Source organism: Adlercreutzia sp. ZJ138, assembly GCF_011038935.1.
In the GTDB taxonomy this organism is placed as follows: domain Bacteria; phylum Actinomycetota; class Coriobacteriia; order Coriobacteriales; family Eggerthellaceae; genus ZJ141.
Map to the genome: position 1 here is coordinate 135,763 of NZ_JAAKEA010000004.1, position 9,382 is coordinate 145,144.

The 9,382-nt window shown below is 57.0% G+C and carries 8 protein-coding genes and 1 pseudogene; 2 read left to right on the forward strand and 7 right to left on the reverse strand.

The window, feature by feature from the left end:
* Positions 1-79 precede the first annotated feature (79 nt).
* The 6 genes from G7Y43_RS03190 to rhuM form a co-directional block, all read right to left on the reverse strand.
* Entirely contained in the window at positions 80-2,833 is a 2,754-nt protein-coding gene (locus tag G7Y43_RS03190; RefSeq protein WP_165044007.1) for an FtsW/RodA/SpoVE family cell cycle protein, read from the reverse strand.
* Complete coding sequence (locus G7Y43_RS03195; RefSeq protein WP_165044009.1) at positions 2,830-4,092, reverse strand: Stp1/IreP family PP2C-type Ser/Thr phosphatase; 1,263 nt, start codon at positions 4,090-4,092, stop codon at positions 2,830-2,832. The genes G7Y43_RS03190 and G7Y43_RS03195 overlap by 4 nt, the downstream gene beginning before the upstream one ends.
* The gene (locus G7Y43_RS03200) at positions 4,092-4,505 is read right to left on the reverse strand and encodes an FHA domain-containing protein (RefSeq protein ID WP_165044011.1); all 414 of its coding nucleotides are present in this window, start codon (positions 4,503-4,505) and stop codon (positions 4,092-4,094) included. Before G7Y43_RS03200 ends, G7Y43_RS03195 begins: the two co-directional genes overlap by 1 nt.
* A 21-nt stretch (positions 4,506-4,526) precedes the next feature.
* Entirely contained in the window at positions 4,527-5,867 is a 1,341-nt protein-coding gene (locus G7Y43_RS03205) for an FhaA domain-containing protein (protein WP_370514631.1), read from the reverse strand.
* 273 nt (positions 5,868-6,140) lie between these two features.
* Complete coding sequence (locus G7Y43_RS03210) at positions 6,141-6,701, reverse strand: QueT transporter family protein (protein WP_165044015.1); 561 nt, start codon at positions 6,699-6,701, stop codon at positions 6,141-6,143.
* Between the two features lie 497 nt (positions 6,702-7,198).
* Entirely contained in the window at positions 7,199-8,170 is a 972-nt protein-coding gene (rhuM, locus tag G7Y43_RS03215; RefSeq protein ID WP_165044017.1) for a RhuM family protein, read from the reverse strand.
* 166 nt (positions 8,171-8,336) lie between these two features.
* Here rhuM and G7Y43_RS10755 point away from each other — a divergent pair.
* Positions 8,337-8,480: pseudogene (locus G7Y43_RS10755) on the forward strand (hypothetical protein); the annotation flags it as partial.
* A 9-nt stretch (positions 8,481-8,489) separates the two neighbouring features.
* On the opposite strand, the gene G7Y43_RS10760 reads toward G7Y43_RS10755, so the two are convergent.
* Positions 8,490-8,597, reverse strand: coding sequence for a Fic family protein (locus G7Y43_RS10760; RefSeq protein ID WP_370514632.1), 108 nt, complete (start codon positions 8,595-8,597; stop codon positions 8,490-8,492).
* Between the two features lie 149 nt (positions 8,598-8,746).
* Here G7Y43_RS10760 and G7Y43_RS03225 point away from each other — a divergent pair, with 149 nt between their 5' ends.
* A complete protein-coding gene (locus G7Y43_RS03225) occupies positions 8,747-9,292 on the forward strand; it encodes a DUF6036 family nucleotidyltransferase (RefSeq protein WP_165044020.1) in 546 nt (181 codons plus the stop codon).
* Positions 9,293-9,382 lie beyond the last annotated feature (90 nt).

Consider the following 9,382-nt stretch of genomic DNA (forward strand, 5'->3'; position numbering starts at 1 on the left):
TCACGTTTTTGCTCCTTTAGGCTACATGCTGGGCTGCACATTGTTCAACATTACTATGCGAACAATCAGCATACCCTATCTACAGCGCTCCTTGCACGCGCAACGTCTCACTTAACACACTCTGCGCTTTTTGTGCCCCTTCTCCTGTATCGCCCTTCTCGATGACAATGGCCACCACCACGCTTGGATTGTCGGCAGGTGCCATTCCCACAAACCAGCTGTCGCTTCCGTCGGCCTTCTCGGCAGTACCGGTCTTGCCAGCCACTTCGACGCCTTGAATGGCGGCAGCATAGCCGGTACCGTTTGTCACCACGCCCTTCAATACCTCGCGAACACGCTCGGCCGTGGTTTCGCTCACCGCCTGCATGAGCTTGCTTGGCTGGGTGGTGGAGCTGCGTTCGCCATTTGCGTTATACACGCCGTTCACCAGATACGGCTGCATGATGGCACCGTCGTTCGCGATAGCGCAACCCACCAGGGCCATCTGCATCACTGTGGCATTCGGGCCGCGCTGACCCACCGGCTCGCCCGCAGCCGCCCACGCCGTTCCCCACACCGACATGTTCGCAGGATCGGCCATGAGCGACATAGCCAGCGGCACGTCAAAGGGTATGTTTTCATCGAAGCCGAACGAATCGGCCCCTTCCACGAGCATTTCGGCCCCCATCTGCTCGCCAAGCTGACCAAACACGGTGTTCGACGAATACCAGGTTGCCTGCTCGAGTGTGATGTCGCCATATGACTCGCCTTCGTAGTTCGATACCTTCGCGCCGCCGATATCCATAGACCCCGGCGAAGCGAACAGCGTATCTTCCGAAGCGATGTTGTTCTCGAAAGCGGTTGCCAGCGACACGATCTTAAATGTTGATCCTGGCGCATAGAGCGTTTGCGTCGCACGGTTCAGCAGCGTGCCCGAACCGTCGTCGGCACCCGCCCCCGCAGCTTCAAGCAGGCTTTCTATCTGCGCAGCATCGTAGGTGGGAGAAGACGCCATGCCCAACACAGCTCCAGTGGTGGGATCGATTACTACACACGCACCTTTTTCGCCAGCAAGCGCGTTTTGGGCGGCCTGCTGCACGGTTGAGTTAATAGTAAGTTCCACGTCGTTTCCGGCACCACCAATACCAGCAAACGAATTTAGCACGTCGGTCCACGAGGCAAAGCCGCGCTGCCCCTGCAACACGTCGTTTTGCGATGCTTCGATACCCGACGACCCGAAGCGATCGGATGTATACCCAACCACATGAGCCGCCAAATCACCCGACGGATACACGCGATCGTAGGTGCCATCGTCTTGTTGGACGCTTTGTGCGAGCACCACACCATCGTAGGTTGATATCGTGCCGCGTTCGGTCTTCGATTGCTTCACCATCGTATGGTTGTTGCCCGGCATGTCCTGGTACTTCTGCGCGTCGACCACCATAATCATAGTCAGATTCGCAACCAGCAGCGCAAACATGAGCGCAAAGATGATCATCACGTTGGTAAGACGCTTGCCCACCGAAATACGACCAAGCACACTGTCGGAATGCTTGCTGTGCGCCATGGTTGCCATGGCCATTTCGCGACCAACACCTGTGCCGTCGTCGCCGCAACGCATGAGCAAGCCAACGGAAATGAAGCTGGCCAAAAGCGACGAGCCGCCCTGGCTGATGAAGGGCAGCGTTAGACCCGTAAGCGGTATGACTCGCGTTACGCCACCAACAATAATGAACGCCTGCAAGACAATAATAGAGGTGACACCCACCGCAATGAACGAGCTCACGTCGCTTTTCGCGCGCGCCGCAGTCACGCAGCCGCGTACCGCCAAGCACAAGAACAGCAGCAGCACACCCGCCGCACCTAAAAGCCCGATTTCTTCGGCGATGGAGGCGAAAATGAAGTCGCTTTCCACCACGGGAATTTGATCGGCAAGCCCGTTGCCAATTCCCACACCGAACAGATCGCCGTCGGCAATGGAATAGATGGCCTGCACCAGCTGGTAGCCGGTGTTCTGCGCATCGGCGAAGGGGTCGAGCCACGTTTGCACGCGAATCTGAACGTGATCGAACATCAGATACGCGCCAACGCCGCCAATGGCAATGAGCAGCAGGCCGACAACCAGGTAAAACTTCTTACCCGTGGCAACGTAGAGCATGATCAGGAACACGAAGAAGAACACGAGCGCGCTGCCGAGGTCTTTCTCGCCAACCACGATAAGCATTGCCACGCCCCACATAAGCAAAAGCGGTAGCAGCGTGCGAACGTCGGGCAGGTGAAACGGCCCCAACCGCCCCGTAAACACCGAGAGCATCTCGCGGTTTTCGGCAAGGTACCCCGCCAAGAACAAAACGATGACCACCTTGGCTACTTCGCCCGGCTGGAATGAGAAGCCCGCGATGTTGAGCCAGATGCGGCTACCGTAGTTCTCCATGCCTATGACCGGAAGCAGCGGCGAGAGCAGCAACAGTAAGCCAAGCACAATGAGAATAAGCGGATAGCGTGCCACGTTGTCGAGATTGCGCGACAACGCCATGACCACCACCATGCCGGCGATGGCCACGAACAGCCACAACACCTGGTTCACGGCGAGCTCAGGCGCAAGGCGCGTCACGAAGGCGATGCCGATACCCGACAACGCAAACACGAGCGGCAAAATAGCCGGATCAGCGTCGGGGGTGAAACGGCGTGCAGCAAGATGAGCCACGCCGAACGACGCCAGCAGCCCAAGCGGCACACCGAGCGTGCTAACGCTTAAGCTTTGCCCCTGGTTGAGAGCCAGCATGGCATACGGAAGCAGCACAACCGGGGCCGCTATGCACAAAAGGACGAGTTCGAGATTGCGCCGCGTCATACCTGGCCCCCTTCCCCGCCTTGAGCCGACGAGTTGTTAGTTGCAGAAGCACCCGATGCGCCATCTGTGGCGTTGGCTTCACTGTTTGCCGCAGTATCTGCGCTGTCTGCTCCATCCGCCTCGTCCGTTTTCCCCTTGTTTGCCGAAGCCGGCAAGTTCTGCCCCGAGCGCTCGGCTATGTCGCGCTCGTATTCGCTCACCAGCTGTTCTGCAGCTTCGACGCTGTCAACCCGGATTCCCTCTTCTAAGCGATTAGCCACGCCAGGCTGCAAATCACTCACCGACACGTCGGTAGTTCGTTCGAGGTTCGAGAAACTCATGCCCAGCACTTCGTCGGGAAGACCTCGATAAATGGCAACCTTGCCGTTGTCGGCGGCTAGGTAGGCCACCGTGTTAAGGTACGTGTGGCACGCGAACGCCGTTCCCGCGAGAATGGCGGCGAATAGCACCAGCACGAACGCCACGAACACCTTGGTTTTCAGTGCAACTTTCTTGCGCTGCGACTCGGCGAACCCGGTCACGTCGGCCACCACAACCGTTACATTGTCGTAGCCTCCCGCCCCGATGGCTTGATTCACCAGCTGTGCGGCACAGCGCTGCGGGTCGCGCGTGCGTAGCAGCACGGCTTCCATCTCGTGATCTTCGAGCATACCCGACAAACCGTCGGAACACAGCAGCAAACGGTCGCCTGTCTTCACGTTGATCTCGTAGATGTCGGCACACATGTTCGCGTCGCTGCCCAGCGCGCGGGTAATCACCGACCTGCGTGGATGCACGCGCGCCTCTTCGGGCGTGATCTGCCCGCTTTCTATCATGTCGGCCATAAGGCTGTGATCGCGCGTAATCTGCTGCAGCTTTCCGTTATGCAGCAAGTAAGCACGGGAATCGCCAACTTGCGCGATGACCAGGCGTTCACCTTCCATCATAGCAGCCGTGCACGTGGTTCCCATGCCCGCGCGGCCCTGACCTTCACTCGCCGCTTGAATGATGGCGCGATTCGCTTCCTCAACCGCAAACGCAAGCGCTTCGCCGTCGGGATGCTCGGGCGCGAGCCGCGATATGACGTCAACCGCTATCTCTGAGGCCACCTCACCTGCGGCGTGCCCACCCATGCCATCAGCCACCACATACAGCGGCGGCGCAACGATGAGACTGTCTTCGTTGTGGTCGCGAACGCAGCCGATGTCCGTTCTCGAACCAAACGAAGACACCGGCGCACGGCGGGAGCGCGACGACGAACGCGCGTGTTTGGCCGCCATTACACGTACCTTACCCGAATGGCGACATCGCCAACGTTTACCACGTCGTTGCTCTTGAGCGCCGTCGGCGCGGTTATGAGCTGGCCGTTTACTGCCGTGCCGTTCGTAGAACCTAAGTCCTCAACAAACAGGTTTTGTCCCATCAGAGTAAAACGCGCATGCCTTCCCGAAACGTATGCGGCCCCAATTACGATATCGGCACCAGGATTGCGCCCGACAATGACCGGGCCATGCACGACGATGGACACGCCGCGAAGCTCTTTCGGGCCGCGCTCAACCGATAGCTTCCACGTACGTTCCTTCCTGCGCTGTCCGCGAACGAGACCGATGCCCGTTTTCATGATGGCGAACAGGAACAGGTACAGCAGCGCAACAAACAGCAGCCTGGCTACGAGCAGTACGATGTCTATCACAGCAACGGCCCTTTCCCGTGGTTACGCAGTTGTGTACATGAGGATGGTGGTGCCGATGGTGATGCGATCGCCCAAGGCGAGCGGGCTTTTCGCGATGGCGCGGTTGTTGACCATGGTGCCGTTCGTGGAACCGAGGTCGGTTATCACCCACACGCCCGACGGATCGAGCGAAAGCTCGGCATGGCGGCGCGATGCGTTAATGTCGTTGATTTGAATGTCGTTGGCAGATTCGCGACCGATGGTCATGTGCGAACCGCGCAGGTCGTACCTTCGGCTGCTGGCCATATCAACCAAGCACGCCGCACGAGCGGGCGGCTCGGGGTTGGCTGGCGCCATCACGCCTTGATCGAGCATGACGGTGTTCGGCTTGGGCTGCCAATCGGCCGGCACGTTTGACGCAGGTCTATTGACAGCTGCGGCAGCACCGGCGGCGGCAGCGGCAGCGGCACCGGCGCCAGCAGCGGCAGCAACACGCGGCGCAGCCGCTTTTCGCGGAGCAGCGCCGGCGCCGCGCGAAGCAACAACGTTTGGAACGCCTTGCGGGAACGGGGCGCTCTCAGCGTCACCGTCGTCGTTGCCCTGATAATCGTCGTAATCGAGACTGTTGAACGTGTACTCGCCATAGTCGATGGAATAGTCAAGTTCTTCTTCAGGCACATAGGGCAGCGGCTCTCTTGCGCCTGCGCGACCATAAGCCCCCTGATCCTGCACAACATCGTCGTAATCATCCGCGTACGCCTGCGGCTGGAACTGCGGTTGCATCTGAGCCGCCTGCGGCTGGCGCGCCGAGCGAACCTGCTGAACCGGCTGATCGAAACCAGGCTGCGCACCCATGCCGTAGTCACCACCCGCGCCACGCGCGTTGAAACGTTGCGCCGCGACGCCCGGAGCCCCCGGGCGCCCAGCGGGAGCTAGGCCATAGCGCTGCATTTCTTCGGCGCGAAGCTGAGCCACGATAGGAGCCGCCACCATTTCGGCGATGACCTCGAACTTGCCGTGCTTCAGCGCGTCATCAACAACGAAGCGCACCAATGGCTGACCGTCCATAACCATACCTTGCTCGGACGCCTTCGCCGCAAGATAGGTTTCGGTTTCGCCCGCAAGCGTGGGATAGTACCCGAACAGGCGCTGATCGTCGTCGGGATTCACGAGCACGGTATACAGCGTGGGCGCGAACTGCTTGCCCGCGCCAACCATCTTCTCGCGCCGCATTTGCTTCTCGGCCTTCTTCGTAATTTGCACCGGCGAGATGGGGGTTTTGATAACCTTATCGGCAGCGCCTTCGAATGTGTCTTCCATTCTGCCTTCGAACCTGGAAAGAAAACCCATCGTATTCCCTCGCATCTTTGTTGTTCTTGCCATGCGCGCCAGCAAAACCTGCGAACCCTTTCGTTTTAGTACGCAGCCTATAGCCAACAGGCATGTTTTTTCGTCTACTCTCCGAATGTCCTATTTTGCCATAAACAAAAGCCCTCGGAGAGATGTAACGCAATTGTCACGAAAGAATCGAGTGCACGGCACATAAGCGGGCGTGCGGCGAGGTCATGTGTCAAAGGATCACACTGTGCTAAAAGGTCAAAAACAGCAACTCTCATTGTGCCATTTGGTATGACCCTTTGACACACTTCAGATACCTTAGTCCTTGAACAGTCCGAAACGGCGCATGGCCGACGCGAGCGGCAAGCCAAGCGCATACATTACCACCGCTTCGCCCAAACCAGTGGCAACCACTCCGAACAAATACATGGGCAGATACATGCCATCAAGCGCAATGGATGTGAATGGAATGGTGTAGTAGCCAAGCCCCTGCAAGATGAGGGGAAGATACGCAGGAACAATCAGTGCGTTAGCGATAACCGGGCCGAGCAAGGCAAGCTTTGTTTTATCGCGGAATTTCCAACACCACAGCGCCCCAATACAAGTAGCCGCGCTGCCGAACACCACGTCGAGCAGCCCCAACGCACCAGTTCCGTTGATGGCTAGTGACATCAGGTTTGCCACCACGCATCCCACCGTAAGGCCCGGAATAGCTGCCGGGGTGAACAGCGCCACCACGCATACCGCCTCCGATATGCGGAATTGCACTGGTCCCCACGCAAGCCCCTGCAACAGCAACAGCGCTACCAACGTGGCGGCAGCGTAGACCGCTGCAATAACGCCTGCACGGGCAACATAGGTTGTTCGTTCATTTCTCATGGGATTCCTCCTGTCTCCGCGCGGGGCATCTGCGCGAAAACACGAGGTAGACAAAGGGGAAGAGGTGGGGCACATGCTATGCGTTCGCACGTCATGCGTTCGCATGCTATGCATCATGCGCTCGCTCTCAGCGGCACGGCACCTGCACCGCAGCTGGCGTCTTGCCTGAACAGCGTAGCATCTGCGTGACAGTCAGCGTCTTAGCCATGCAGGTGCTGCGTGACGCGCAACCGAACTTCTTCCTTCGTCAACGTTCGTCGTCCGCACGGATGAACCGCGGGCTATGGGCAACTGATACGATTGCGCGCGCAGGGCCCAACGATGCACGCACAAAGCGGCACTACCGTGCAGGCAAAAGCCCGCAACAACAAAACCGCCGCCGCGAAGTATAGCAGAAGCTTTCCTGTAGTTCTGCCACAGCAACTATCAAAGCGCAAGCATGTGACAATAGGGTCATTCTGTCACATGCTATTGTCACATGATTTGCCTAATGTAAGCTACTGAATGCCTGCGTGCCCTAATGCGAGGAAGTTCATAATGAGGGATACCATTGCCTCTTTCTCGTCTGAACGAGACTCCGCAATCATGATGGTGGTGGCCACGAGCGAGTCGTCGCCCACAGTTTTGTTGCCGTTCTCGTACAGCAGACCGTTGCGGTCGAGGAAGTAGAGGAACAGGCTCGCTGCAATACGCTTGTTGCCATCGTGAAACGAGTGGTTCTTCACCACGAAATACAGAAGGTTCGCAGCCTTTTCTTGGACGGACGGATATAGCTCCTGACCGCCGAACGACTGGTAGATGGCTGCGATACTGCTGCGGAAAGAGTCATCCTTCTCCTTCCCGAAGATATCACTCTCGCCGGAAAAGCGCAGGCTGTCGATAAGGTCGCGGCACTCGTCGTATTCAAGCACGTAGACGCTCTCTGAGCCCTTGGGTCGACTAAGACGCTGGTGGTCGTAATCATCCAGCAAATCGAGCGCAGGTGCGTAACTCTTCACGATTTCGAGGATTTGACTGACCCCGAGATCGCCAGAGAGTCTCTCCATCACGGAAACCACTTGGGCAAGCTGCTTGAGCCGGCGTTCGTTCTCAGCACGACCCTCGATGATGTAGCGGCGTAGTACATCAGTTGCCCAGCGGCGAAATTCTATGCCGCGTTGCGACTTCACGCGGTAGCCAACGGAGATGATGACGTCAAGGTTGTAGTATTCAACTTGGTAGGTCTTGCCGTCAGCGGCAGTTGTCGCAAATTTTGCGACAACTGCCGCTGCAGCCTCCCCCAGCTCCTCTTTGAGGGCGTTTGCGATGTGTTTTCCGATGGTCTTAACGTCGCGGTCAAACAAAAGTGCCATCTGGGACCGATTGAGCCATACTTCTTCATCTCGAGTGTCGACGGTTACGTCCAGTTTCACCTCCCCGTCGGAAGATTCGAAAAGGACAAGGTTCGATGTGCTAGCTGCTTCAGACATGCTCGAGTCTCCTTCCTAGTAGAAATGGATAGAAGACGCTCGGCAAACAGGCTTAGCGTAACAGACAGGCGAACAATGAGCGCTTATTCATGGTAGCCGTTGGTAGGCTATGCGACAAGAAGGAATATTGCAGCTGCTATAGCAGTGACAATGGGGATTCTCGGTATCCAACCTCGCTCTTATGAGGAAGTTCTATCTCACCTACCGCGATGACAAGATTTCGGAAACACCGTTTACGAAATTCGCAAACCTCCCAAGAACCGACACGGGACGTCAGTTTTATGTGAGCTGGTCTCATTACTTAAAGCTGATGCGTAAGTTAATTTACAAAGATACGCTGCGTCCTTCCATTGCCCTCGCGGAAGGGATGCAAATCATTTATCTCTAACCATGCGACACCGCCAGTTTCTTCGCACTTGCCGCATATTGGCTCTCAAGCTGGGGCAGGACGCAGAGACAGTATTTTGGCTAGATCTTGCCCAGATTGGAGAGCTGTAATCTATTTTTTCGCAATCGGCTTTCCCCATCGTGCCTCCTATAGTATTATTATTGCAAATTAATACTATAGGAGGCACGATGGATAAGGCTGAGCTTATCTCTAAACTGAAGAGGATCGATGAAGACGTCTTCTTTTCTGGAATCCTTCGGGAAGGCCAGCGTGTCGGCATCATCATAGTGGGAGCAAGCGCATTGCTGCTGAACGACCTCTCGTCAAAAGGGGCAACGAAAGACGTCGACGTGCTTCGAGCCGAGGAATCAGTGAAACCTTTCCTTTTCAGCGATGCTGATTTCAACAACCAGTGCGCAGCTTACGAAGCATGTCTCCCCTACAATTTCGAGGATCGCATCGAGCGCATTGACCTGGACACCTACGCGCTCGATATTTACGTTCCTTCGCTTGAAGATATAGCGGTAATGAAGCTGTATCGATGGGAAGCACCCGACGTGGCCGATTTGACTGCACCTGAGTTCCTGGAAAAGCTGGACTGGGCGGCACTCGATCACCTTGTGCATTCTCCCGAAGAGGCAGCGGCAAGCCGTTGCGCTCTCCCCGAGCAAGATCGAGAACTAAAGAATCTGCTTCATAACTATCGCACGTACGAGGAAGGATGGCGGCCATGATGCTCACGTTTCGCGGATTCCTTCTGAAATACTGCCAAGAGCTCGCAGGCGCGCAGACGTCAAGCCTGAAAAGGCTCTTCGCCATCGCGG